This is a genomic window from Wenyingzhuangia fucanilytica (assembly GCF_001697185.1).
GTDB classification, from domain to species: Bacteria; Bacteroidota; Bacteroidia; order Flavobacteriales; family Flavobacteriaceae; genus Wenyingzhuangia; species Wenyingzhuangia fucanilytica.
Map to the genome: position 1 here is coordinate 3,014,745 of NZ_CP014224.1, position 26,598 is coordinate 3,041,342.

Here is a 26,598-nt window from a genome sequence, read left to right on the forward strand (position 1 = left end):
AGTAAATATACGAGTTACAACTAGCAATTAACAATTGATGATTGGCAATTATTTTTAACTTTTAAACTGCTTTCATTCTACTTTTCAATACGTCAATTACTTTACTTATTTTTGACCTCATAAAAATACAGAAACATGGCAACACAAAAAATAAGTTTAAATTGGAAAGAAGGGGTATATTTTGAATCTGAAGGACCAGGAGGAATAGTTCCTATTGATGGTTCCGAAGAAGTAGGTGGACAAGGAAAAGGGTTAAGACCAAAAGCATTAATGTTATCTGCGCTAGCGGGTTGTTCTGGAATTGACGTAGCTTCTTTAATAAAAAAAATGCGTATTGATGTAGATACTTTTGATATTGATGTTGAGGCAGAACTAACAGAAGAACATCCAAAATTCTACCACAAAGTATGGGTAAACTTTAATTTTTACGGAGATAATTTAAACGAAAAGAAAATAGAAAAAGCAGTTACCTTATCTGTAGACACCTATTGTGGTGTAATGGAAATGTTTAGACAGTTTGCTACTGTAGAAACTAAAATTAATTATTTTCCTAAGAAATAATTTTAAACCTTTAAGATGTCAATAACAAAAGAATCTGAGTTAGTTGGAATGAAAAAAATTAGTGAGGTTGTTGGCACCACACTAAAACTAATGATAGCATATGCTAAAGTGGGCATGTCTACCAAAGAGTTAGATGAATATGGAGGAGAAATTTTAAAAAAATATGGAGCAAAATCTGCCCCTTATGAAACCTACAATTTCCCTGGCTACACCTGTATTAGTGTAAATGAAGAAGTAGCGCACGGAATTCCTGCTAAAGATAAAATTCTTAAAGAAGGAGATTTAATAAATATTGATGTTTCTGCTGAATTAAATGGTTTTTGGTCTGACAATGGATGTTCTTTTGTACTAGGAAAAGACATTTACAACCATCAACCTCTTGTAAACGCTTCTAAAAACATCCTAAAAAAAGCCATTAGCAATATTAAAGGCGGGGTAAAAATAGCAGACATCGGACAGCTTATCGAAACAGAAGCTAAGAAAAATGGCTTTAAAGTAATTAAGAATTTAGCAGGACATGGTGTAGGAAGAAGTTTACACGAAGAACCTGAAAACATCTTAAATTACAGAGTAAAAACAAATCGTGAGAGGTTTAAGAAAAATACAACTGTTGCTATAGAAACTTTTATTACTACAAAATCTACCATTGCATTGGAGTTAAATGATGGTTGGACTTTGGTTGGTGACAAAGGTGGCTATGTAACCCAACACGAACAAACTATTTTAATTACAGATCATAACCCTGTAATTCTTACAGAATCTAACGGAATTTGGAATTAACCAACATATAAAAAAAGGAAAGCAATTTAGCTTTCCTTTTTTTATATGTTTTTAGTAAACCACTTACCAACTAAATACTTCGCTAATTTTAAATATAAAACAGCTTCTAAAATTCCTAAAGCATAACCGCATATAATATCTACAGGATAATGTTTTCCCATATATATTCTACTATAAGCAAAAAGTAATGGATAGATATAAAATAAAACTGTCCATTTAAATTTATCCTTAAACAACAAATACATAAAAGTAGTTACTGCCATAGAAGTGGTTGCATGTCCTGATACAAAACTAAAACTACGAGAACATTGTAAAATTCTAATTTGCTCCATAACCCCTACTTGCCAACACGGTCTTGGTCTTTCAAAAGTATGTTTAAAAACATTTACCAAAACATCAGACAAACCAGCCATAATGCAAATAAACAAGAACAGAAATAATCCTTGTTTCCAAGTAAAGTTTTTTATTAGTAAAAAAAGCCAAAAAAGAAAAAGGGGAATCCAGTTTAAAGGTTTGGTAATTGCCAACCAAAAAGCATCATAGGCTTCACTCCCAAAATGATTTAGATATATCAATAATTGCTCATCTGCTTGAATAATAGCATCAATAAAACTCATTACTTCATTCGTTTTATAGGCCCTGTAAAATCATCAATACTAGATTTAACATCATCAACAGCATCTTTTACATCTTTGGTTACATCTAAGTCTATTCCGTTTTTTGTTGCAGAGCTATTAATTTCTCTTTTGATATCATTCGTAGCGTTTTTAACTTGATTGATTCCTTTTGCCAATCCTCTTGCTATTTCAGGAATTTTATCTGCACCAAAAAGCATTACTACAAGTAGTAAAATAATAAAGACTTCTGGACCTCCAATAAATAAAAACATATCGTTCAAATTTTATGTAACAAAGATAGTAGGAATAATTGACTTTTTATGGTTTTATAATTCCACAAAAAAGACCTCATAAATGAGGCCTTTTTTTATAACTAACATTGTATGATTAGCTTAATTTTATTTGATTTTGTTTCATTAAGATATGAATATCTTCATCAACTACTTCTTTTTTAGTATCTGCATAATCTAAGAATTTAGGATACACAGTATCTAGCTCTAACTTAGTCAACTCATATCCAACGTTTTTAGCTCTATAAGCCAAAGCTGCTCTACCACTACGTGCTGTTAACACAATAGCAGATTCTGTAACTCCAACATCAGCAGGATCCATAATTTCATAAGTTTCTCTATTTTTAATCACTCCATCTTGATGAATTCCTGATGAGTGAGCAAAGGCATTAGAACCAACTACAGCTTTGTTTGCTTGTACAAACATCCCCATATGCTCTTGTACCATTTGAGAAGTACTATATAAAAGTTTAGTATTTACTCCTGTATCTAAATTTAAGTCCGGGTGTTGCTTCATAATCATCACCACTTCTTCTAGTGATGTATTTCCTGCTCTTTCTCCAATACCATTAATAGTACACTCAATTTGACGAGCTCCATTAATAGCTCCTTCAATAGAGTTTGCAGTAGCCAAACCTAAATCGTTATGACAGTGACAAGACAATACTGCCTTTTCAATCCCTTTAACGTTTTCTTTTAAATATTTAATTTTTGCTCCATATTCGTGAGGCAAACAATAACCTGTAGTATCAGGAATGTTTAATACTGTTGCACCAGCTTTAATAACTGCCTCGCAAACTCTTGCTAAATATTCATTATCAGTACGTCCTGCATCCTCAGCGTAAAACTCAACATCTTGCACAAAAGTTTTAGCAAACTTAACCGCTGCTACTGCTCTTTCTATAATTGCATCTCTGTTAGAGTTAAACTTAAATTTAATATGAGAATCAGAAGTACCAATTCCTGTATGAATTCTTGGTCTAATAGCATGCTTTAAAGCTTCTGCAGCAACTTTGATATCGTTTTCTACAGAACGAGTCAATCCACAGACCGTTGCATTCTTTACCAATCTAGCAATCGCATCAACAGATTTAAAGTCACCTGGACTAGAAACTGGAAATCCTGCCTCAATGATATCTACCCCTAATAAATCTAAACGCTCTGCAATAATTAACTTTTGCTCTGTATTTAGTTTACATCCTGGAACTTGCTCTCCATCTCTAAGAGTAGTATCAAAAATCTGTACGTGATCCTTAGCCATTTTACTTATCTTTTTTACTTTAAGCTAACAAAAATAAGGTTCTAGTAAAGCGAGTGAAAGCTTAATAAATTACCTTTCCCTTAGCCAAAACAAACATTAAACCACAAACACTAACAATTACAAGGGAATACACATAATAAGTTTACGACACCCAACGTTAAAAATCTGAATATTTTTGTATTTTTGAACTATCCAACACGGGAAACATCACCATGAAAAAAGAAAAAAAAGATCCATTATTCTCACTAATCAAATCGTTAAGCAAATCCGAAAAGAGACAATTTAAGTTATATGCAGGTAGATTAGAAGGGAATACCCAATCTAACTTTATGGCTTTATTTGTTTTAATGGACAAATTAAATGTGTACGATGAGAAGTTAATTCTATCTAAAACAGGAATTAAAAAGCAACAAATATCTAATACTAAAGCTCATTTATACCGTCAAATTTTAATAAGCCTTAGATTAAGTCCTATACATCAAAACAGCATTACTCAAATTAGAGAACAAATAGATTTTGCTACAATTTTATATACTAAAGGACTATATAAACAAAGTTTGCGTTTGTTAGACAAAACCAAAAGTGTTGCTGTAACTAAAGAACAATACAACTTGGCTTATGAAATTATTGAGCTAGAAAAAGTTATTGAATCTCAATACATTACACGTAGTATGAGTGACCGTGCCGATACTTTAGCAATTGAAGCTAAAAACATCAACCAAAAAAACATGGTTACTTCCAAGCTATCTAACCTTGCTTTACAACTATATAGTTGGTTTTTAAAACACGGATATGCTAGGAATGATAACGACACTCATACTGTTGAAAAATATTATAAAGACAGAATTCCTAAATATGCTTTTTCTGAATTAGGATTTACTAGTAAGATGTACTTATATCAAGCCAATTTATGGCAAGGATTTATTACACAAGATTTTTTATCATGTTACCGAAATTCCCAAAAACTAGTACAGCTCTTTCATGATTTACCTGATATGAAAAAATTGCATCCGGTATTTTATTTAAAAGCAGTAAACTATTTATTAGAGTCATTATTCTATCTCCAAAAAAAAGATAAGTTTCAAGAAATATTAAACGAGCTAACCTTAGAAATTACCGAGGAAAAAATATTTTCATCAGAAAACACACAAAACCTTTGTTTTTTATACTTATATCAGCACAAAATCAACTCTTTTTATCTAACAGGTGAGTTTAGTAAAGGAACTGAATTTGTAGAAGATGTTTTAACAGAACTAAACAAAACTGATAAAAAAATTGATGCCCATCACGTCATGTTATTTTACTACAAAATAGCCTGTATGTATTTTGGAGCTGGTGATTATGAACATTGTATTTTTTATTTAAACAAAATTATCAAAAACAAAGATTTAAAAATGCGTGAGGATTTACTTTGCTATACGCGAGTATTAAACTTAGTTGCTCATTACGAATCTGGTGATGATGAATACATTGAAGAATTAATCAAGTCTACTTATAAGTTTTTATTAAAAATGAACAACTTATACGAAGTACAAAGAAAGATGATTAAATTCTTAAGAAACCTAAGTAATTTGTACCCTCATGAACTAAGAAAAGCTTTTAAAAATTTATATGAAGAACTAAAAGTTTACGAAGACCACCCATACGAAAAACGTTCTTTTCTATACTTAGACATTTTGTCTTGGCTAGAATCTAACATTAAAGGTGTACCGGTTGAAGAAATTGTAAAACAAAAAATATTAAAAGCTAGACATTGAAATACCTAAACGATCATTATTATTTAATTCAACTACAATATTTAGGGTTTAGATTCCACGGATGGCAAAAGCAACCTAATGTAAAAACTGTTCAAGAGTATATAGAAAAAACCCTGCGTTTTATATTTAAGCATCAAGATTTTAAAACTTTAGGAGGAAGCAGAACCGATGCAATGGTTTCTGCAAATGATGCCTATTGTCATTTAATCACAAAAGAATTTTATGACACCAATTGGCTTACAAAAGAATTAAACAAAAATCTACCTAGAGATATCAATATCATTAACATTAAACAAGTAGATGCTTCTTTTGACATGATTGGAGCTGTAAAAATTAAAGAATATCATTACTTATTTTCTCATGGCGAAAGAAATCATCCTTTTGCTGCTCCCATGATGGTTGGAAAAACCAATACTTTAGATATTGACCTAATGCAGCAAGGCGCAAAACTATTTAAGGGCAAACACAACTTTAAAAAATACACCAAAAAACCTAACCCAAATACTGTTTGTGAGCGTGAAGTATTTAGCTCTGAAATTATTAAAAATGATATCTATACTGCTAATTTCTTTCCAAAAGAAAGTTATATATATAAAGTTACAGGCCCTGGTTTTATGCATTATCAAGTTAGAATGATGATGGGAAGTCTGTTTTTACTCGGAAGCGGAGAAATGAATTTAGAAACATTTAAAAAAACACTTAGTCACTGGGATGATGAATTAGTTCTTAACGAAATTGCTCCTGCTAGCGGATTAATTCTTCATAAGAATACGCTACACACTCAAAATCAATAAAGTAAAATAGTTTTACACTATTGTTTTATTTTAAATAAAATGTATATATTTGCAGCCGATTACCAAAGAGGTAATCCGCATAATAATCATTTACAAAAATATTAGCATGTATTTATCACAAGAGAAAAAAGCGGAAATTTTCGCTAAACACGGAAAGTCAGCAAATGACACTGGTTCTACAGAAGGACAAATTGCATTATTCACTTACAGAATTGCACATTTAACTAACCACTTAAAGGCTAACAGAAAAGACTACAACACTCAACGTTCATTAGTAAAGTTAGTTGGTAAACGTAGATCTTTATTAGATTACTTAGTAAAAACAGACATTTTACGTTACCGTGCAATTATCGCAGAATTAGGATTAAGAAAATAATTCAAGATATAACATATAAAGAGAGGCTTAATCGCCTCTTTTTTTTATTTTAGACACTTCGCTGATATTTTATATCAGTTTACACAAAATAAGAGGTCAGGACAAAGCTTCTGATTCCATTGTTAACAAAAAACCCTACAACAACACAACATTTTTGTTAAACAATAACCGTTGAATTTTCTTATTTAATTCAACATTTAAAACATTTTATTTATGATACCTAAGGTATATAAAGAAGTTATCGAATTAGGAGACGGGAGAACCGTATCTATCGAAACTGGAAAATTAGCAAAACAAGCTCATGGTAGCGTTGTGGTGCAAATGGGAAATGCAATGTTACTTTGTACTGTAGTTTCTAACTACAAACAATCAGACGTAGATTTTTTACCATTAACAGTAGATTATAGAGAAAAATTTGCAGCTGCAGGTAAATACCCTGGAGGTTTCTTTAAAAGAGAAGCTAGACCAAGTGATGACGAGGTATTAACTATGCGTTTAATAGACCGTGTATTACGTCCTTTATTCCCAAAAGATTACCACGCAGAAACTCAAGTAATGATTCAATTAATGTCTCATGACCCTGAAGTTATGCCAGATGCATTAGCAGGATTAGGTGCTTCTGCAGCAATTCAATTATCAGATATTCCTTTTGAAACTCCAATTTCAGAAGCTCGTGTAGGTAGAATTAACGGAGAATTCGTAATCAACCCAACAAGAGCTCAATTAGCGGAATCTGACATCGATATGATGATTGGTGCTTCTGCTGATTCTGTAATGATGGTTGAAGGAGAAATGGATGAGATTTCTGAAGAAGAAATGGCTGATGCCATTAAATTTGCTCACGAAGCGATTAAAGTACAATGTGCTGCCCAAGTTAAATTAGCAGAAGCATTTGGAAAGAAAGAAACTCGTGAATACACTCAAGCTGAAGAAAACGAAGAATTAGCTGCTCGTATCAAAGAATTAACTTACGATAAATGTTACGCTATTGCTGCGAAAGGAACTTCTAAAGTTGAAAGAACTGATGCTTTTGAAGCTGTTAAAGAAGAAGTTTTAGCTACTTTTTCAGAAGAAGAAAAAGAGGAGTACGGAGACTTAATTGGAAAATACTTTAACAAATCTCAAAAAGAAGCTGTTCGTGAATTAACATTAGCAGAAGGTTTACGTTTAGATGGTCGTAAGACAACTGAAATTAGACCAATTTGGGGAGAGGTAGATTATTTACCTTCTACTCACGGATCTTCTATTTTTACTCGTGGAGAAACTCAAGCTTTAGCAACTGTAACTTTAGGAACTTCTAGAGATGCAAATATTATTGACTCGCCTACTCACGAAGGAGAAGAAAAATTCTATTTACACTATAACTTCCCTCCATTCTGTACTGGTGAAGCTAGACCTTTAAGAGGTACTTCTCGTAGAGAGGTTGGACATGGAAACTTAGCACAAAGAGCATTAAAAGGAATGATTCCTGCTGAATGTCCTTACACTGTAAGAGTTGTTTCAGAAGTATTAGAATCTAACGGTTCTTCTTCTATGGCTACTGTTTGTGCAGGTACTATGGCTTTAATGGATGCTGGAGTTCAAATTACAAAACCAGTTTCTGGTATTGCAATGGGATTAATTTCTGATGGTAGTCGTTACGCTGTATTGTCTGATATTTTAGGTGATGAAGATCACTTAGGAGATATGGACTTTAAAGTAACTGGTACTGCTGATGGTATTACTGCTTGTCAGATGGATATTAAAGTAAAAGGATTGTCTTACGAAATTTTAGTAAATGCTTTAAAGCAAGCTAGAGAAGGACGTTTACATATATTAGGGAAAATTACAGAAGTAATTGAAACTCCTAACACTGATGTAAAAGCGCACTCTCCTAAAATGATTACTAGAGTAATTCCTAACGATTATATTGGTGCATTAATTGGACCTGGAGGTAAAAACATTCAAGAATTACAAAAAGAAACAGGATGTACTATTGTAATTAATGAAGACCCTAAAACAACTGAAGGAATTGTTGAAATTTTAGGAACTAACCAAGAAGGAATAGACAAAGTATTAGCTAATATTGAGTCTATGTTATTCAAACCTGAAGTTGGTGAAAAATACGAGGTAAAAGTAATTAAAATGTTAGATTTTGGAGCCGTAGTAGAATATACTCAAGCACCAGGAAACGAAGTTTTATTACACGTAAGTGAATTGGCTTGGGAACGTACAGAAAATGTTACGGATGTAGTAAACATGGGTGATGTATTCGAAGTAAAATACTTTGGTAAAGATCCTAAAACTCGTAAAGAAAAAGTTTCTAGAAAAGCTTTATTACCAAAACCTGAAGGTTTTAAACCAAGACCTCCAAGAGAAAACAACGACCGTGGTGGGCGTGACAACAGAGGAAAAGACAATCGTAGAGACGATAGAAAACCTAGAGAAGAGAAAAAAGCTGAATAGTTTTTATTCTTAGAAATACAAAAAGCACCTCAAATGAGGTGCTTTTTTAGTTTTACAATTATATATTATTTTACAATCACAAAATCTGTTCTTCTATTAGATTCGTGTTCTTCCTCGGTACATTCAGCATTATCAGAACATTCATTAATTAATTTTGTTTCACCAAACCCTTTAACAGAAACAATCCTTTCTGGAGCAATTCCCTTAGACAAAAGATACTCTCCTACTGATTTTGCTCTCCTTTCAGACAATCTTAAATTATAACTCTTACCTCCTCTTGAATCGGTATGTGCTTCTAACTTAAATATATCTTCTGGGTATTTATTTAAATAATCAATAGCAACTTGTAATTGTTTTTCTGCACGTGGAGTAATGCTTGCATCATCATATTCAAAATACACAGGTTCTAAATTGATTTTAACATTTCCGTACTTATCCTCTATCAATTCTTTTTCTAAATAAAAATCCTTATCAACTGGATTAAGATTTTGAACTCCAGTCAAACTAACAATACCATTATCAGAAACATGTCCTTCTTTTACTACATGGAATTTATAATCCTGATCAATAGGTAATAACACCTTATAAGCTCCCAAACTATCTGTTGTAAACGTATTAATTAACTTTCCAGACATATCCGAAACATGAACTTTAGCATTTGAAAGTTTTATAAATGTCTTTTTCTCTATGGCAAAACCACTAATCTCAACCTTTTTTAAAGATTTGGTTTCTATAAAAGAATAAATATCATCATCTCCTTTACCGCCTTTTCTATTAGAAGATAAATACCCTTTAACGGTATAGTCATCAACACTACTAATTTGATATGAAAAATCATCATCTATAGAGTTAATAGGCTCTCCCATATTTACAGGTAAGGTAAATTCGTTATTTTTTATTTCAGATTTATACACATCTAAACCTCCATAACCCGTAAAAATATTTGATGAAAAATATAAGTTTTGATTGTGAACTATAGGAAACATTTCATTAGCAACAGTATTGATATTCTCCCCTAGATTTATTGGTTCAGAAACAATAACTTCTCCTTTTAATTCTACATAATAAATATCTGTACCTCCATATCCACCTGGTCTGTCCGAAACAAAATACAATCTGCTCTGCTTCTCATCAAAATAAGGCTGTCCATAAGAATATCCATCATGTTTTTTAGGATAATTATATAACTCTCTGTCTTTTTCATTTCCATTCATAAAACCATAAACAATTCTAAAAGTATTTTTATTTTCAGTAAATACTAATTTTCTATTTTCTTCTACAGACTGTGTATAAAAAATCCTATCATAATTTTTATCGTATGACGGTGAAGAAAAATGTAAATCATCGGACTTGTTAAATTTCTGGATTGATAAAGAATCTATCTCTCCTTTACCATTAACTTTGGCTAAATACATATTAATATATGGCTGTTTTATTGATTTATACACTTTGGTAAACCCTTTATTTTCTCTAGAAGATGAAAAAACAACACTAGAATCTGAAAGAAAACAAACTCCAAAATCAGAAAACTTAGAATTGATATCTAAATTTTTTAGCTCATACTCACTAACCATTTTAGAAAATTCTTCATTTTTAGAAGTTGACATTTTATACCTTTCTCTAATTTCTTTAGAGAACAAATTTAATCTTAAATCAATCGCATCTTCTATTAGCGCTTTTTTATACCCTCCTCTTTTTAAAGATTCAAAATACCTATTCATCTCTAATAAGCTTAACTCCCCCCCTCTATACAAATAGGTGGTATATTTTTCTGCCGCTTGTTTAAACCTTCTTGTGTAATAACAACTGTTAGCCAAATTTAGCAACTGACTATTTTTAAGCTTATTCTCTTTTTCGAGTTCTGAATATTCTTTATAAGCTACATTATAACTCATTTTGGCAAATGCCTTATCTGCTTTTTTCTTAATTGCTGTTTGTCCATAAAAACCCCACGAACAACTAAACAACAAACAATAAATTAATAATTTCTTTTTCATAGTGTATTATTTTAATAAAACCTTGGTGATTGAATTGTTTTTAGTTTACTAGGAATTGTAAATCGAAGCATAATTTCATGAGATCCATCGTCAGACGTTGATAACTCACTTAAAGTATAATCATAAGAATATCCTATATAAAAACTTCTTGACAACTGAAGACCTGCTAATAAACTTACAATCTCAGTTGACCTATACGAAAGTCCTAAACGAACAATATCATTAATTAAAAAGTTGGCAGAATAATCAACTACTAAAGGAGATTTGTTTGAGAACCTAGTCAATACTGCTGGTTTAAATTTTAGATATTGAGTAATATCAAAAACATAACCTCCCATTAATAAGAACTGTAAATTCTCATCAACTATTCCACCTCCGTTTACAGAATAATAACTAGTCTTAAGAAGATTCGGTACAGACAAACCTACATACCACTTATCTGCATAAGTCATGATTCCAACTCCTAGAACTGGATCAAACTCATTCTTTTTATTATCTAATAAAGGGTCATTATTATCAACCGCTGTCCCCTCATCAAAATTAATATTCAGTAATGATCCTCCTCCGCTTAACCCAAAAGAGGTAAATACTTTTGGCGATAATTTTAACTCATAAGAAAAATTTGCCGTAAGAAAGGTCTGAGAAGTCGGACCAATTTCATCGTGAATCACATTAATACCAGAACCTATACCTCTGTACCCACTAGGAAATAAAGCAGAAAAGGTTAATGTTTTAGGAGCTCCTTGCACTCCTGACCATTGAGACCTTCCTAAGGCTGTAAATGTAATATCTTCCTGTGTACTTATATAAGCAGGATTATATGTCATTGTATTATTTACATATTGCGTATACTGTGGCTCATCTTGAGCATTTACACTAACCACCATAATTAAAGTGATTATTAAAAAAAGGTGTTTTGAATAATTTATTTCTTTTTTCATCATTTTAATTATTTAGTTATTTGAATCCAACCTGTTTTTGGCTTACTACCATTATTAAGTTCTAAATGATAGAAATACGTTCCATTTGGCAATTGCTCTCCTTTTTTAATAATGGTACTTGTTTGATTAGCAACTCCATCCCAATCATTTTTATAATTTGCTTTTTTATACACTAGCGCACCATATCTATCAAAGATTTCTAACATGGTGTTATCATAGTTTTCAATACAAGAAATCATTAAACAATCATTCATCCCATCACCATTTGGTGTCATATGGTTGTATACTTTTAAACAAGATGGCTCTACCAATATTTCTACACTATTGTTTGCTGTACTAGCATCTAAAGGAGTTGAATCAATAATTGCCGCTGTATTTAGGTAATTTCCTGATGAATTTACTTTTACCTTTAAGATCATTTCAGCGTCATCATTTCCTGATAGTGTAGGAATATTCCACATACCTGTTGATGAATCGTAAGCTCCCATGGTAGTAGAACTACTCACATATGTAAATCCGCTTGTTAAAATTTCCGAAATATTTACATCCATAAACATCGTAGATGAAGAAGTATTTATAACTCTTACGGTAAACGTAATTTCCTCTTCAATCTCTGGATTGATATTATTTACCTCACTAGTAATTTCTAAATCTTCTGTACTTCTCGATGATGTACAAACATCTGTAACTCCAATATCAAATGTTTTTACATTGCTTAAATAACATCCACCTGTTATCTCTACGTCTATTTTTGTATTTGATAAACTCAGCCATTGAATTTCGATAGTATGGTCATTACTAGAACCACCTGAAATAACGTTTCCTCCTGTTACTGTCCAGGTGTAAGGAGCTAAGCCTGTTGGCAACTCATACGTTTCAGTATTTCCTAAACACACACCGTTTAATGTTCCTACCAACGCTAAATCAAAACCTAATATCACATCTACTTTTAGTCTTGTTGTACTCTCACAACCGCCTTCTAAATTTGCGGCATAATAAGAAGTTCCGTCTACTAATAAATCCGTATTTGCATAGGCTGTTCCTCCACTAGCTTGATTATACCAAACAATGGTTCCACTTGCTGTAGCATCTAAATCTGCAATAGTTGGATCTACCGTTGTACAAAAACTTTGAGTAATCTCTGTTGTTGTTGGAATAGCTGGACCATTTACCGCTACCTCAATTTTTAACCTTGTAGGGCTCTCACAACCTCCTTCTAAATTTGCAGCATAATATTCTCCTCCATCAATCAAAACATCAGTACTCGCATAAGCTGTTCCTCCACTTGCTTGATTATACCATACAATGGTTCCACTTGCTGTAGCATCTAAATCTGCAATAGTTGGACTATCAATTGCACAAAAACTTTGATTCGCTCCGACTGTTGTAGTTGGAGTTGCTGGGTTTGAAACAGATACGGAAACTTCTAATCGAGAACTACTTTCACAACCTCTATCTAAATTTACGGCGTAATATTTATCTCCATCCACTAAAACATCTGTAGATGAATAAGCTGTTCCTCCAACTGCTTGGTCATACCATATAACTGTTCCACTTGCTGAAGCATCTAAATCTGCAACAGTTGGATTATTTACTGCACAAAAACTTTGTGTTGCTCCAACAGTAGTAGTTGGTGTTGATGGATTTGCAACTTCTACAGTTACTTTTAACCTTGTATCACTTTCACAACCTCCTTCTAAATTTGCAGCATAATATTCTCCTCCATCAATCAAAACATCAGTACTCGCATAAGCTGTTCCTCCACTAGCTTGATTATACCAAACAACGGTTCCACTTGCTGTAGCATCTAAATCTGCAACAGTTGGATTATTTACTGCACAAAAACTTTGTGCAGCTCCTACTGTAGTAGTTGGTGTTGATGGATTATTAATACTTACAGTTACCTTTAAACGAGAACTACTCTCACAACTTCCATCTAAATTTGCAGCATAATATTCTCCTCCATCAATCAAAGCATCAGTAGCTACGTAAGCTGTTCCGTCAACTGCTTGATTATACCATATAATAGTTCCACTTGCTGTGGCATCTAAATCGGCAACAGTTGGATTATTTGCTGCACAAAAACTTTGAGCTGCTCCAACTGTAGTTGTTGGAGTTGTAGCATCTGAAATAGACACCGAAACTTCTAACCTTGTACTACTTTCACAAGTTCCAACAGTATTTGCCGCATAATATTTATCCCCGTTTACCAAAACATCTGTATCGGCATAAGCTGTTCCTCCAATTGCTTGATCATACCATGTAATTACTCCCGTAGCAACATCAGCAGACAAATCTGAAATTTTAGGATTATCTACTGTACAAAAACTCTGTGTAGCTTCTGTAGTAGTTGGTACAGCAGAATCTCCAATTTCAACTGTCACTTCTAATCTAAGACTACTTTCACAACTACCATTTATATTAGCAGCATAATATGTGTTTCCATTCACTAACACATCTGTATCAGCATAAGCTGCTCCACCAACTGCTTGATTATACCATGTTACCGTACCACTTGCTGTAGCATCTAAATCTGCTACTGTTGGTGCGTCAACAGTACAAAAACTTTGTGTTGTTTGTGTTGTAGTTGGCACCGCTGCATCAGAAACAGTCACAGTAACTTCTAACCTTGAACTACCTTCACAAGTACCATCTGAATTTGCAGCATAATATGTATTTCCATTCACTAATACATCAGCCGAAGTATAGGCCGTTCCTCCAATTGCCTGATTGTACCAAATTATAGTACCACTTGCAGTAGCATCTAAATCTGCAATGGTTGGGGCATCAACAGCACAAAAACTTTGATTCGCATTTACAGTTGTTGGAATTGTTGGATTTGTTACTACTGCAGTAACTTCTAACCTTGAACTACTTTCACAACTACCAACAGTATTTGCTGCATAGTATTTTTCACCATCCACCAATACATCCGTTGAAGTATAAGCTGTTCCTCCAATTGCTTGATCATACCATGTAATTACTCCTGCAGTAACATCGGCTGATAAATCTGAAATTTTAGGATTATCTACTGCACAAAAACTCTGCGTGGCTTCTGTCGTTGTAGGAGTATCTGAATCTGAAACTGCAACTGTTACTGCAACTCTTGAAAGACTTTCACAACTTCCATCTAAAGTTGCTCCATAATAAACTGTTCCATTAGTTAAGGCATCTGTACCAGCATATGCTGTTCCTCCTGTTTCTTGATCATACCAAATAACAGATCCTATTCCCACCGTAGCTGCTAAATTTGCTACTGTAGCATTTTGAATGGTACAAAAAGCTTGATTATCCTCCCCTGGACCAAGTGTAGGAGGAGCAGGTGTAATTTTTGCTCCAAATAAATCTACTTGTTGAGCCAAGTTAACACCTAGTGGGGAAACCAAAGTAACTCTTAACTTATCAAACTGAACTCCAGGAGTTACAGAAACCTTACTAATATCACCTCCTGCAGAAGGCAACAATGCCAATAAATTTGCGGCATCTACAGTAGTTGAATAAACCACTGCTCCCGCATTATATAAATCGATATTAATATTCTGTAGTACAGCAACATTCACTAAAGCACCTTCTAAACCTCTAATTCTTATCTCTAACTGATCTGTAGAGGTAGCTGTTGTTGGAAATTGAATATCTTGATAAACAGTAGCCAAGGCGCTTACAATCCCTACATTAATTTTAGAATAAGTAGCGTCATCATCATCAATAGCATATTCTGGATTTTCCACCCCTGTAGTTCCCAAAACTCCTAAAGGGTCTAATAAACCTAAACTAATCCCTGTTCCATCATATGAAGTAAAAATTCCACTTGGATTACAAAACATAGAAGCTGAATCCAAGTAAAAAGCATGATGAACATTTATAAAATTACTAGTTCCCAACAACAATGCATTGGTATTGTCTTTTATAACTACCGACTTATAGTCTACAGCAGGAGTAATCGCAAAAAATGTTTCTCCATCTTTATTTCTTACTACTTTAAGAACAGAAGATGAAGTAATATTATCTGATCTACCAGTTACAACCGTATTATTTGAACCATCTAAAGCAGAAACTTCTACAAAATGATCTCCTAAAGCAATAGTTCCAACTACATTTGATAATAATGTACCTAAAGAACCACCCAATAATAAGTCTAATAGACCAGTACCACCATCACCTACTCTTATATAAGTAGTTGTATTGGCAGGTACTGTATTTGGAAACGTTAACTTTAGTTCACCCGCATAAGCACCAATACCAACTGCAATTCCTCCATAGGATCTAACCTTTGCTAGATTGCCGTTATTTGCGGCCGCATTTCCCTCATCATCCACCCGGTTTCCTGAAGAAAGTTCAGTTGCTGTTGTCGCATAAACTTGTTGTGAATAGGTTTTAAATATCCCCAATGCACAAAACAATCCCACTAATAAAATGAGTTTAAAATAATTTTGATTTTTCATAGCATACAATTTAATTATCAACCATTATTTTTATCACCATATACATAAATAAAACATCATTGCATGTTATTAAACATACAATAACCCCTATTCAATTATATCTATAGCTATAATTAAGACAAGATTATTATGAAATTGAAATCAACTCCATAGAACCCTACCTAACAAAAACGGTTTCTCTTTTCTTTATCTCTTAATTACAGAACTTAGAGACTTAGATGAGGATTAATAAAAATATTTTGACTTGGAATTAGGACTGAGAAGTCCTTTTGAATAGTGTTTTTCTTTTTCATAATTATTTTTTTATAGCAATTACTCAAAGCTAACAAATGTTAATTAACAATGCAACTTTCAAACCATCAAAAACATTAATCACTATATATCAAATACTTACGACATACCATTAAAATAACATTAAAAATATTACGTTCTTTTTGTAACAAAAAACAAGATAAGCTCGTATTTAGAAAGACACATTAAAGTTTAACAAGTAAAATTCAATGAGACAACTTAAAATCACCAAGCAGGTTACGAATCGTGAAACGGCTTCTTTAGATAAATACTTACAAGAAATTGGAAAAGTAGACTTAATTACTGCCGACATGGAGGTAGAATTAGCACAAAGAATTAAAGCCGGAGACCAAGCTGCTTTAGAGCGTTTAACAAAAGCTAACTTACGTTTCGTAGTATCTGTTGCAAAACAATACCAAAATCAAGGATTAACCTTACCTGATTTAATTAATGAAGGAAACTTGGGATTAATTAAGGCAGCAAAACGTTTTGATGAAACTCGTGGTTTTAAATTTATCTCTTATGCTGTATGGTGGATTCGTCAATCTATTTTACAAGCATTGGCAGAACAATCTCGTATTGTACGTTTACCATTAAACAAAATTGGTTCTATTAATAAAATCAATAAAATGTACGCTTTCTTAGAGCAAGAAAACGAACGTCCACCATCTGCAGAAGAAATTGCTAAGAAATTGGACATGACTGTGAATGATGTAAAAGAGTCTATGAAAAACTCTGGTCGTCACGTATCTATGGATGCTCCATTAATTGAAGGTGAAGATTCTAACTTATACGATGTATTAAACTCTGGAGAATCTCCAAACCCAGATAGAACGTTATTACATGAATCTTTAAAAGTAGAGATAGAACGTGCTTTAGAAACTTTAACTCCTAGAGAAGCAGACGTTGTTCGTTTGTACTTTGGATTGGGTGAACACCAACCTATGACTTTAGAAGAAATTGGAGAAACTTTTGATTTAACTCGTGAACGTGTTCGTCAAATTAAAGAAAAAGCAATTCGTAGATTAAAGCATACTTCTAGAAGTAAAATTTTAATGACTTACTTAGGTTAGTCTTTCATACTATACAAAAACAAAGATGAGTAAATTAGTAGCTCCATCGGTATTAGCAGCCGATTTTGCAAACATCCAAAGAGATGTAGAAATGATTAACAGTAGTGATGCCGATTGGTTTCATATTGATATAATGGATGGTGTTTTTGTTCCAAATATTTCTTTTGGAATGCCAGTGATGCAGGCTATAAAAAAGCATGCTACCAAACCTTTAGACGTGCATTTAATGATTGTGAATCCAGATCAATACATTAAAACATTTAAAGAAATTGGTGCAGATATTTTAACTGTACATTACGAAGCGTGTACACATTTACACAGAACTATCCAATCGATTAAGGCTGAAGGAATGCAAGCTGGTGTGGCATTAAATCCGCATACTCCTATCTCTGTTTTAGAGGATATCATTCAAGATTTAGACTTAGTGTGTATTATGAGTGTAAACCCTGGTTTTGGAGGACAATCTTTTATTGAGAACACTTATACTAAAGTGCAACAATTAAAGAATTTAATTACGTTTAAAGGTTGTGATACTAAAATTGAAATTGACGGTGGTGTAACTAGTAAAAATGCAAATAACTTGATAGAAGTTGGTGCAGATGTATTGGTGGCTGGTAGTTTTGTTTTTGGAGCAGAAGACCCAATACAAACAGTTAAAGAATTAAAAGAATTGATTAACTAATCATTCCTCTTAATACATTTAAAAAAGCTCCTTTTAATAAGGAGCTTTTTTTATTTCATCAAATGTTAACATTGTGGCTCTTAATAAACTTTCTTTCTATCAAAAGGATTTATATATTTACTATACACAACAAATTTAAGAAAGATGAAATTTTTTATAGACACCGCAAACTTAAGTCAAATTGAAGAGGCTCAAGCCTTAGGAGTTTTAGATGGTGTAACCACCAACCCATCTTTAATGGCCAAAGAAGGAATTAGAGGAGAAGCAAACATTATTAATCATTATAAAACAATTTGTGAAATTGTAGATGGTGATGTAAGCGCCGAAGTAATTTCTACCGATTTTGACGGAATGGTTAAAGAAGGAGAAGCTTTAGCTGCATTACACCCACAAATTGTGGTTAAATTACCTATGATTAAAGATGGTATTAAGGCCTGTAGATACTTTAGTGCCAAAGGAATTAAAACCAATCTTACTTTGGTGTTTTCTGTTGGACAAGCATTATTAGCAGCCAAAGCTGGAGCAACTTATGTATCTCCATTTATTGGTCGTTTGGATGATATTTCTACTGATGGTTTACACTTGATTAGTGAAATTAGAGAAGTTTATGATAACTATGATTTTGAAACTGAAATTTTAGCAGCTTCTGTAAGACACACTATGCATATTGTAGATTGTGCTAAAATTGGTGCCGATGTTATGACAGGGCCATTATCTGCCATTGAAGGTTTGTTAAAACATCCTTTAACAGACAGCGGACTAGCTAAATTTTTAGAAGACGCTAAAAGCTTGTAAAATAAACTCCATAAAAAAAGCGACTCTAAATTGAGTCGCTTTTTTTATGCTATTTCTAAGCTTACTTTATATCCTTCATAAGATCTAACATTAAAAACTTTACCATCTTCAAAAATTAAATATTGACCTTTTACACCTTTTAAAACTCCTTCATAAAAATTCTCTTTGTCTAAATTTAGACTTCCAACTTTTAGAGGATAATTTTCTACAGGATAATTCAGTTCTAAAACATCATCTTCTTGCACATAATACTGTTGTGTTTCTTCGGGTAAAAATTGTCTTAATTCGTGTTTTACTTTAATTAAATCCTCATCGGCTACATTGTTTTTTAACATTTTTTGCCAACTGGTTTTATCACTTACATGATCTTTTAAAGCAACTTCTGTAATTCCAGCTAAATATCTATTTGGCACTTCAACAAAAGGAATGGCTTTATTTGCTCCTTGATCTATCCAACGTGTTGGGATTTGAGTTTTTCTAGTTACTCCAACTTTTACATTGCTAGATAATGCTAAATACACAATATGAGGTTGTAACTGAGCTTTCTCTTCGTAAGCCAAATTTCTGTCTTCTATTCCTAAATGAGCTTTACTCAACTCTGGTTTCATCACCCAATCGGCAACACTAGGTTGTTCGTAAAAACACTCATAACAATGCCCTTGTCTAAAAATCTTTTTCTCCTTTCCACAACTTAAACATTCATACCCTTCAAAAGTAATGGAGATGGATTTATTCATTAATTGATTTAAATTCAATACATGACTATCAGTAGACAAATAATATTGAACTTGATCCTTATTTTCTGTGGTCATTTTAGTTAATACACCGTGGAATTTCATGGAAAAAAGTTATTTTAGTTGTTCAAAGATATTCATTTTTAATCGCATTAGGTACTTTTAAGTCTATGACATTCCCAATACTAAACTCAATTATTTCATGGTTTCTTAAAAAAAGAAAACATCAAGTAGAGCTTTTTTTAAAATACCCTGTAGAAGTTCAGAATGAACAATTACTTAAATTATTAGATTCCGCAGCTAAAACTAGTTATGGTAAAAAATACCATTTTAAAAATATAAACACTTATCAAGATTTTCAAAACCAAGTTCCATTAATGAATTACGAGGCGTTAAGTCCTTATATAGAGGAACAACGCAATACTGGCGAGAGTATTCTTTGGGATAATAAAATTAAATGGTACGCAAAATCAAGCGGAACCACCAATGCAAAAAGTAAGTTTATTCCTGTAAGTGAAGATGCCATTAAACAATGTCATTTTAAAGGAGGAAAAGACATGCTTACTTTATTTTATAATAATAATGAAGATGCTAAACTTTTTACTGGTAAAAACTTACGTTTAGGAGGAAGTAGCGCTGTATACGAAAACAATGAAAGTTACTTTGGAGATTTATCTGCCATTATTATAGAAAATCTTCCGTTATGGGCTGATATGAGTAGCGCTCCTAAACAAGAAGTTGCTCTAATGAGTGAATGGGAAGCAAAAATGGATGCTATTATTGAAGAAACTATTGATGAAAATATTACCAGTTTGGCTGGAGTTCCATCGTGGATGTTAGTTTTGCTAGAAAGGGTTTTAAAACACACTGGAAAAGATAATATTTTAGAAGTTTGGCCTAATTTAGAAGTCTATTTTCACGGAGGAGTAAACTTTTCACCATACAAAGAGCAGTACAAAAAATTAATTCCATCCGATACTTTTAAATACTATGAAACCTATAATGCATCCGAAGGTTTTTTTGCTATTCAAGATCAAAACGATAGTGATGAGTTGTTATTGATGTTAGATTACGGTATTTTTTATGAGTTTATCCCTATGGATGAATACAAGAGCACAAACTCTAAAGCAATTCCTTTATCAGAAGTAGAAATCAACAAAAATTATGCGCTTGTTATTACCACTAATGCTGGTTTATGGAGATACATTATTGGAGACACTATTAAATTTACTTCTACTTTTCCACACAGAATAAAAATAACAGGAAGAACCAAACATTTTATCAATGCTTTTGGCGAAGAACTAATTATTGAAAATGCTGAACAGGCTTTAAAAACAGCTTGTAAAGAAACCAATTCTACCATTAAAGAATATACTGTAGCGCCTGTTTTTATGGATATTAAGACAAAAGGATGTCATGAATGGTTAATTGAGTTTGATGAATTACCAAATTCTCTAGAAAACTTTAAAAATGCATTAGACAAGGCTTTAAAACAAATTAATTCTGATTACGAAGCAAAAAGATATAAAGACATGACTTTAACAAGTCCTGTAATTAGTATTGCAGAAAAGAATTTATTTCACAATTGGTTAAAAAGTAAAAACAAGCTAGGAGGACAACACAAAGTGCCTAGACTTTATAACGACCGAAGTTTTATAGATGAAATTAAATGTTTTTCGCAAAAAGAAAGTATTAATTCTCAAGCGTAACATCTTTTAAAATAGGCTCTATAGTTTCTTTGGGAATATCTTTAATTCTCATAAAAATTAATGCATCAATAGCGTCGTTAAAATCGTTATCAACATTATAAGCTACAAACTTTGAATTTTGTTTGATGTATTGTTTTATCAATACTGGCAAACGCAATTTATCGCCTTCAACCTCTTTAATTATATTGTCTAATTTTCTTACATCGCCATTAATAAAGTTGTTCATATACTCTATTTCATTTGGAGTTAGATCAACCTTAAAAGGATTTTTAGAACTAATAAAAGGCGATACCTCTTCGTTTTTATAATAAGTATCTAAAAAACTCATCATTACTGATTTTGAATAACTAGTAAACAAATTACTAATGGTAGCTCCACCCATTAAATATTCGTATTGAGGGTATTTAACTGTAACCGCTGCAATTCCTCTCCACAACAAAAATAAAGGCATTGGTTTTTGCTGATATTCTGGCACAATAAACGCCCTACCCATTTCAATAGTTTTAGGAAGTTTTTCGTCCATTTCTGAAGTAAACCTAAAAAAAGTAGAAACATAAAAACTTTTAAATCCATTGCGTTTAAAAATCTCTTCTCCCAATCCCATACGATAAGCTCCTACAAATCGTTGATCTGTTTTATTCCATAAAATTAAATGATGGTAATAATCATCATACTTATCTAGATCGCATTTTTTATTAGTTCCTTCACCAATCAATCTAAAGGTCATTTCTCTTAACCTACCAATTTCTTCCATCAAGTTTGGAATTTCATCAGACTTTGTTAAAAAAACCTCATATTCGTTTGAAATAAACAATCTCTTTTTATGATCTCTAATTGCATCTATTTCTTTACAAATATCATCGTGATTCTTAGGTAAAGCAATTTCCTTTGCCTTTTTTATTAAGCGATTTCTGTATTCAGAAATTTGTTTTCTCTTTCTTAAAAAGGATTTAGAAAGTAAATAAGTTTTTCCCCTTAAAAAACTATTTAAAGTGGCAATATCATCTATTTCCGCAATCTCTTTTTCTTTAATAGGAGTTCCTATTTTGATATGGATTACCTGTTTGCTTTTATTATTTAATTCTGATGGAAGTTTTAAGGTTCTTAAAGTTCCACTAATTTTAGCTAATCTATAAAACCAAGTACTATTTTTTGCATGAAAATAAATAGGTACTACAGGTACATTTGCTTTTTTTATCAATTTTATAGCACCTTCTTCCCATTTGTTATCTACATAAATATTTCTCTCTTTAATGGTAGAAACTTCTCCTGCTGGAAAAACTCCCAAAGGATTTCCTTCCTTTAGATGTTTTAAAGCGGCTATTAATCCTTTTACACTTGATATATCATCCTTTCTATCCTCAAAAGGATTTACTGGCAATACAAACGGTTTTAATGGATTAATTTTGTGTAATAAAAAGTTGGCTATTATTTTATAATCAGCTCTTGATTCTAATAAAATTCTTAACAATAAAATTCCATCAATTCCTCCAAGAGGATGATTAGAAATAGTTACAAATGCTCCTTCTTTAGGAATTTTAGCTAAATCCGATTCAGAAATATGATATGTAATTCCATACTCGTTTAACAAACCATCTAAGAAAGGAATCCCTTCTTTGTGTTTGTGTTTATCATAAACCTTATTCGCTTTATTTAGGCGTGTAGCAAATAAAAAAAATCGCCCAACCCAATTACCAATTACTGGTACTTTATTTAGTTTTAATAACGAAGAAAAATCTCTAGAACTCACTAATGGCATAATCCAACCTTAAATCATAATCTACAAGAATAAAAAAAAACTTTCACAAATTGCGAAAGTTTTTTTTATATATCTATTAATAAATTCCCAAGATTAATAAGTCCACATATCAGACTCTAAATCTCTAATTTCATTTTTAATATTTTGTGCTTCTCTTAATTGGAATAAAGAATTTCCTCTGATGTATTCATTAATACTTCTATTTCCAAACATATTCTCTTCTCTAATAATTACTGAAGCAAAATCTCTGATATTTAACAAATAATCAAAAGATTCTGTATAAGCAGCAAAACCACCTTTTACAGGTTGTGCATGATGCAATACGTTTCTAGCGTCTGGATAAAACACCCAAAACAAAGGATAAATTTCATCATCTATCACATCATCTCTACCAATAGTTTGTACATCTGGAGCCAAAGGAGCAATCGCCAATAAACGATAATTCATTTGACTAGTTCTTTTATTAAAATACCAGATTCCTTTAATTTGATAAGCTTGAATATCTTGTGCTTTGATGTAGTTTTTATCAATGTATTCATCAATATTGGTTTCCCCTTGATTTAACATATCATAACCATAGCTAGCAGTATCGACTCTAACTAATTTTTTTTCAATCTCAGAAACAGGCAATTTATTAATAAATTGAGAATCTTCGTAAACCTCAACAATATTTCCATTTCTAATATTTTCTAATAAATTAACAAATAACGATTTAGAAGAAGTTGGATTGTTATCATCATTTACTGGATAATACAAACGAAAGTTTTGTTTTTGATACAAATCAATAGTTTCCCAAACTACTTTAGACCATAGTATATCTCTTTCATCAACATACTCATATGGTAATGGTTTGTCTTGATCTAACCTAACTCGATCATCTGATTTTCTTCCAATTTCTGAAACTTTCTTAGCGTTTAAAAGTCCGTAATTAGACTGAGAAAATGCTATAGAAACTGTTGCAAAAAACAGAAACACGAAGCTATATATTAATTTATTATTTTTCATTCTAGTTATTAATTAGAAATTTCTACACTGATTGGCAACACCTCTTTAAGTTTATAAGATGAGTTTCCTACTATTCCGGCTCTAATACCAAAGATAGTAACAATATCTCCTCTACTTGCAGATGCTATTGCTTTTTGTGCTTGAGCATTCATTCTATCACCATTAACAATCACTGTTGTTTTTCCTGGCACTTTTACTTTAAAGCTTAACACATTTAATTTTAAATCAAAAACAAAATCAGGTAAACCAGCTGCTACAGATGATTTTGCTAAACTTGTTTTTGGCATACTAATAGATCCATACTCTCCACGGATACTAGCCATTGGAGCAGGAATATCTTTAATTCTAAACGTTACAGGTGCAGATTTAATTGTTTCTCCAGAGTCTGTTGTTCCTGTTACATTAATCTGTACAGATGTTCCTCCACCTGGTCTTAATATATAACTAGATCCACTAACTCTTCTTAATCCTGTTGCACTAGCATTAATTTTATTAGCATTAATTCCTGCCATAGAAATGGTAATAGGGTTTTCAATTCCTCTATACACCACATTCATTTTATCTGCAGAAATAACCGCTCCACTTGGTTTTGGCACTACTGCATAATTACTGTTTACAGGTATTTTAACTTCTTTCCCGTTTTCTATAAACGTAAATTCACCAACAATCGTATTTTCTCCAACTTTACCCGATGGTAATGCTAATGAAACTACCCCATTGTTAAAAACCTTTGTATCGTTTAAATCTAATGTTTTACCATTGATTACAACTTTATTAGGAACTTTTGAGTCATCTCTACTAGCTAACAAAACCTCTCCTTCAAATTTTTCACCTTCAAAAAAAGCAGTCTTACTTGGTATTACTAATGCTTTTAAATTATTAGCAGAAGTTGCTTTTTTTAACCTTCCAGAAACAAAATTTGTTAAAGTTTCGTTTTCTATATTCAACACAGTACTTTCCATACTAGACAAAATAGCAATGGTACCGATAGTTGGAATTCCTTTAAAATTATAATCTAACCAAGATTTATTTGCTCCATTAACCTTTGTAGGTTTTGTCTCAAAACTAGCGTTGATTTGATTAACAATATTTGGATAGGCTGAGATTAATTTTAACATTTCTTCTCTATAAGTATCAACTGCAGCTACAAATTTATCTCCTGCTTTATTGTTTTTACCACCTACAAATAAAAATTCATCCATTAAATCACCTTTACCCATTTCCTTTGCAGGTAACTCACCTGTTTCTGGATCAACCGGATTGGCTTCTTTAATCTTGTTTTTTAAGACTCCTATTTCTGCAATAAAATCTTTAGACAAAGATTCTACTTTAGTAGCTGTTTGGAAAATCTCAGCATATTGTGCTGGATTCTCTTTACTCAACTGTTGTAAATCAGCTAAAGTCGCTTTGTTTTTTTCAATTCCTTGTTCTATTGCATCTTCAGATCTTTCGTACATTTTAGAAAATGCTTCCATAACCTCAACAGATACTTGCATTGCTAATAATGCTAGCAATACCAAGTACATAAGGTTAATCATTTTCTGCCTAGGGCTTAATTTTGCTCCTGCCATAAAGATTTAGTTTTTTTAATTTAATACTAGATTTATTTATGATAGAGCTTTATTTATTTCCCATTGCTGATAACATACCTCCATAAACGCTGTTTAAAGAAGCAATATTTTTAGACAAACTTTCCATTTGTCTAGTTAATTCTTCAGATTTTTCAGATACAGAGTTTACCAATTTGGTTTGGTTACTTAATACTTCCATTTGAGCAGATTGTACTTTGTTCATGCTATCTTCTTGAGTAGCATACATAGCATTAATCTTTTCTAAATGATTAGCTGCTGCATTTATTTCTTTGTTGTATTTACTAGTATCTGCAACAGAACCTGAACTTTCTCCAATTTGTTTAGCAGCATCAGAAAGATTGTTCATACTTGTTGTTAACTTGTTAATGACATTTGCATCTAAGTTAGAAGCAGCCAACATTTCATCTATTTTTTTAGTCAACACCCCTTCTGGAGTCTCTTCTTTTTTCTTTTTTGATGAACTTCCACTACCAGTTAATTCAGGATATACCAATGCCCAATCTAATTCTTCTTTGGGTAATGGTTCAAAGGCAGAAATCACAAAAATAACAGCTTCCGTTCCTAAACCAATGACTAACATTTCACTAGAATGTGGCCAATGCATTAATTTAAATAAAGCTCCCAAAATAACAACTGCTCCTCCTAAACCATAAGCCATTGCCATAAATTTCTTAAATCCTGTTGAGTTTAAATCCAT

Annotated in this window: 21 protein-coding genes; 10 read left to right on the top strand and 11 right to left on the bottom strand. The window is 32.1% G+C overall.

What is annotated here, in order from left to right:
• Positions 1–135 precede the first annotated feature (135 nt).
• A complete protein-coding gene (locus AXE80_RS12435) occupies positions 136–561 on the top strand; it encodes an OsmC family protein (RefSeq protein ID WP_068827823.1) in 426 nt (141 codons plus the stop codon).
• Between the two features lie 15 nt (positions 562–576).
• A complete protein-coding gene (map, locus tag AXE80_RS12440) occupies positions 577–1,341 on the top strand; it encodes a type I methionyl aminopeptidase (RefSeq protein ID WP_068827826.1) in 765 nt (254 codons plus the stop codon).
• Positions 1,342–1,382: 41 nt separating this feature from the next.
• On the opposite strand, the gene AXE80_RS12445 is transcribed toward map, so the two are convergent.
• From AXE80_RS12445 to AXE80_RS12455, 3 genes are all read right to left on the bottom strand, one after another.
• Entirely contained in the window at positions 1,383–1,958 is a 576-nt protein-coding gene (locus AXE80_RS12445; protein ID WP_068827827.1) for a phosphatase PAP2 family protein, read from the bottom strand.
• Complete coding sequence (locus AXE80_RS12450) at positions 1,958–2,230, bottom strand: Sec-independent protein translocase subunit TatA/TatB (protein ID WP_068827830.1); 273 nt, start codon at positions 2,228–2,230, stop codon at positions 1,958–1,960. Before AXE80_RS12450 ends, AXE80_RS12445 begins: the two co-directional genes overlap by 1 nt.
• Positions 2,231–2,345: 115 nt before the next feature.
• On the bottom strand, positions 2,346–3,509 hold the full coding sequence (locus AXE80_RS12455; RefSeq protein ID WP_068827832.1) for a 2-isopropylmalate synthase: 1,164 nt from the start codon (positions 3,507–3,509) through the stop codon (positions 2,346–2,348).
• Between the two features lie 212 nt (positions 3,510–3,721).
• Here AXE80_RS12455 and AXE80_RS12460 point away from each other — a divergent pair, with 212 nt between their 5' ends.
• From AXE80_RS12460 to AXE80_RS12475, 4 genes are all read left to right on the top strand, one after another.
• A complete protein-coding gene (locus tag AXE80_RS12460) occupies positions 3,722–5,266 on the top strand; it encodes a hypothetical protein (RefSeq protein WP_068827834.1) in 1,545 nt (514 codons plus the stop codon).
• The gene (gene truA / locus AXE80_RS12465; protein WP_068827836.1) at positions 5,263–6,060 is read left to right on the top strand and encodes a tRNA pseudouridine(38-40) synthase TruA; all 798 of its coding nucleotides are present in this window, start codon (positions 5,263–5,265) and stop codon (positions 6,058–6,060) included. The genes AXE80_RS12460 and truA overlap by 4 nt, the downstream gene beginning before the upstream one ends.
• A 106-nt stretch (positions 6,061–6,166) precedes the next feature.
• Positions 6,167–6,436, top strand: coding sequence for a 30S ribosomal protein S15 (rpsO, locus tag AXE80_RS12470; protein WP_068827841.1), 270 nt, complete (start codon positions 6,167–6,169; stop codon positions 6,434–6,436).
• A gap of 213 nt (positions 6,437–6,649) precedes the next feature.
• Entirely contained in the window at positions 6,650–8,881 is a 2,232-nt protein-coding gene (locus AXE80_RS12475) for a polyribonucleotide nucleotidyltransferase (RefSeq protein WP_068827843.1), read from the top strand.
• Positions 8,882–8,946: 65 nt separating this feature from the next.
• On the opposite strand, the gene AXE80_RS12480 is transcribed toward AXE80_RS12475, so the two are convergent.
• The 3 genes from AXE80_RS12480 to AXE80_RS12490 are packed head-to-tail and all read right to left on the bottom strand — an operon-like array spanning position 8,947 to position 16,261.
• Complete coding sequence (locus AXE80_RS12480) at positions 8,947–10,878, bottom strand: OmpA family protein (protein WP_068827845.1); 1,932 nt, start codon at positions 10,876–10,878, stop codon at positions 8,947–8,949.
• A gap of 11 nt (positions 10,879–10,889) precedes the next feature.
• The gene (locus tag AXE80_RS12485) at positions 10,890–11,819 is read right to left on the bottom strand and encodes a PorP/SprF family type IX secretion system membrane protein (protein ID WP_068827847.1); all 930 of its coding nucleotides are present in this window, start codon (positions 11,817–11,819) and stop codon (positions 10,890–10,892) included.
• A gap of 8 nt (positions 11,820–11,827) precedes the next feature.
• Positions 11,828–16,261: an Ig-like domain-containing protein gene (locus AXE80_RS12490; RefSeq protein WP_068827850.1), complete on the bottom strand. Its 4,434-nt coding sequence runs from the start codon at positions 16,259–16,261 to the stop codon at positions 11,828–11,830.
• Positions 16,262–16,761: 500 nt separating this feature from the next.
• Here AXE80_RS12490 and AXE80_RS12495 point away from each other — a divergent pair, with 500 nt between their 5' ends.
• From AXE80_RS12495 to fsa, 3 genes are all read left to right on the top strand, one after another.
• Complete coding sequence (locus AXE80_RS12495; protein ID WP_068827853.1) at positions 16,762–17,625, top strand: sigma-70 family RNA polymerase sigma factor; 864 nt, start codon at positions 16,762–16,764, stop codon at positions 17,623–17,625.
• 25 nt (positions 17,626–17,650) lie between these two features.
• Positions 17,651–18,307: a ribulose-phosphate 3-epimerase gene (rpe, locus tag AXE80_RS12500; RefSeq protein WP_068827856.1), complete on the top strand. Its 657-nt coding sequence runs from the start codon at positions 17,651–17,653 to the stop codon at positions 18,305–18,307.
• Positions 18,308–18,451: 144 nt separating this feature from the next.
• Complete coding sequence (fsa, locus tag AXE80_RS12505; protein ID WP_068827859.1) at positions 18,452–19,102, top strand: fructose-6-phosphate aldolase; 651 nt, start codon at positions 18,452–18,454, stop codon at positions 19,100–19,102.
• Between the two features lie 44 nt (positions 19,103–19,146).
• On the opposite strand, the gene AXE80_RS12510 is transcribed toward fsa, so the two are convergent.
• Positions 19,147–19,941, bottom strand: a complete 795-nt coding sequence (locus AXE80_RS12510; RefSeq protein WP_068827862.1) for a DUF2797 domain-containing protein — start codon at positions 19,939–19,941, stop codon at positions 19,147–19,149.
• Positions 19,942–20,006: 65 nt separating this feature from the next.
• On the opposite strand from AXE80_RS12510, the gene AXE80_RS12515 reads away from it, so the two are divergent.
• Positions 20,007–21,545, top strand: coding sequence for a GH3 auxin-responsive promoter family protein (locus AXE80_RS12515; RefSeq protein WP_068827864.1), 1,539 nt, complete (start codon positions 20,007–20,009; stop codon positions 21,543–21,545).
• On the opposite strand, the gene AXE80_RS12520 is transcribed toward AXE80_RS12515, so the two are convergent.
• The 4 genes from AXE80_RS12520 to porL form a co-directional block, all read right to left on the bottom strand.
• A complete protein-coding gene (locus AXE80_RS12520; protein WP_068827866.1) occupies positions 21,529–23,304 on the bottom strand; it encodes a GNAT family N-acyltransferase in 1,776 nt (591 codons plus the stop codon). The genes AXE80_RS12515 and AXE80_RS12520 overlap by 17 nt on opposite strands.
• A 93-nt stretch (positions 23,305–23,397) precedes the next feature.
• Complete coding sequence (gene porN / locus AXE80_RS12525; RefSeq protein ID WP_068827868.1) at positions 23,398–24,309, bottom strand: type IX secretion system ring subunit PorN/GldN; 912 nt, start codon at positions 24,307–24,309, stop codon at positions 23,398–23,400.
• An 8-nt stretch (positions 24,310–24,317) separates the two neighbouring features.
• Positions 24,318–25,880 carry a type IX secretion system motor protein PorM/GldM gene (gene porM, locus AXE80_RS12530; protein WP_068827870.1) on the bottom strand — a complete coding sequence of 521 codons (1,563 nt, stop codon included), beginning with the start codon at positions 25,878–25,880 and terminating at the stop codon, positions 24,318–24,320.
• A 49-nt stretch (positions 25,881–25,929) separates the two neighbouring features.
• A complete protein-coding gene (gene porL, locus AXE80_RS12535; protein WP_068827872.1) occupies positions 25,930–26,598 on the bottom strand; it encodes a type IX secretion system motor protein PorL/GldL in 669 nt (222 codons plus the stop codon).